Consider the following 1,394-nt stretch of genomic DNA (forward strand, 5'->3'; position numbering starts at 1 on the left):
GGCCGGGAGGACCGTCCAGGACCTCCCGGCCCGACCGGTGCCCACCGCTCGGAAAATCCCGGTGTGGGACCGGGGCCACCGTCCTACCCTTCGAAGGTGGGGCTTCTGGAGCGCGAGCCCGAGCTCGCGCGGCTCAGCCGGGCGATGCGCGCGAGCGCCCGGTCGGGGCGGGTGGTCGCCGTCACCGGCGAAGCAGGAGCGGGCAAGACGAGCCTGCTCCGCGTCGCCACAGCCATGCCCGGCGGGATGCGCGTCGTGCGCGGGCTGTGCGACCCGCTCGCGACGCCGCGTCCGCTGGGTCCGGTGCGTGACGTGCTGGCGGAGCTCGGCGCGCCCGAGCTGGCCGAACTGCCGGCGTCGCCGACCCGCGACGACGTCGAGGCCCTCGTCGTCTCGGTCGTCTCTCGCGAGCCGACGACCGTGGTCGTCGAGGACGTCCAGTGGATCGACGAGGCGTCGGCCGAGGCCCTGCGTTACCTCGTGCGCCGCATCGACTCCCTTCCCGTCCTGCTCGTGCTCACCTACCGCGACGCGGAGATCGGCACGGGTCACCCGCTGCGCCCGCTGCTCGGCGACCTGGCTCGGCTGGAGAACTCGGAGGTCGTCGCCCTCGCCCCACTCAGCGTCGAGGCCGTGAGCACACTGCTCCGCGGCACGGACCTCGAGGCAGCGAGCGTCCACCGGCTCACCGGGGGAAACCCCTTCTACGTCAGCGAGATCGGTCGCCACGCGGGTGGCGGGCTGCCCGCATCGGTGCGCGACGCCGTGCTGGCCAGCACCAACGGGCTGACCGACGGCGACCTCCAGGTGCTCCAGCTCGTCGCGACGGCGCCGGACGCGGTCGACGACCGGCTCATGCCGTTGCTCGGGGTGGACATGCCCTGCCTGCGACGGCTCGACGCGACCGGTCTGCTCGTCCGCACCCGGCGCGGGATCGGCTTCCGGCACGAGCTGGCTCGTCGGGCCGTACGCGCCGCGGTCCCGCTCGGGGTCGAGAGCGGACTGCACGCCCGACTGCTCGACGCGCTCGAGCAGGTCGGGTCGGGCGACCACGCCGTGCTGACCCACCATGCCGAAGCGGCCCACGACCGGACGCGGACGAGCCGGTATGCCGCCCTGGCCGCCGAGGACGCGGCACGCGCGGGGTCCCACACGGAGGCAGTCGCGTTCCTGACGCTCGCCCTCGAACGCGGCGACGCCGCGGGGGCAGCGCGTGCGCGCATGCTCGAAGTACTTGGCCAGGAGCAGTACATGGTGAGCCGGCTCGCTGAGGCGATCGGTTCCATCACGGACGCGATCCGGCTCTGGGAGCGGGTCGGCGACCTTCGCGGGGTGGCCGCGGCGCACGACCGGGGCGCCATCATCGAGTACTACTCGGCGCGCCGCCGCGAGGC

General features: G+C 74.2%; 1 protein-coding gene. It reads left to right on the forward strand.

Features of this window, described 5'->3' with window-relative positions; translation table 11 throughout:
* Nucleotides 1-96: 96 nt before the first annotated feature.
* Nucleotides 97-1,394, forward strand: a 1,298-nt coding sequence (locus AC1DP0_RS21880) for an AAA family ATPase (RefSeq protein WP_478088687.1), incomplete at its 3' end; no start/stop codon positions are given.

The organism is Terrabacter sp. P5_B1 (genome assembly GCF_056400505.1).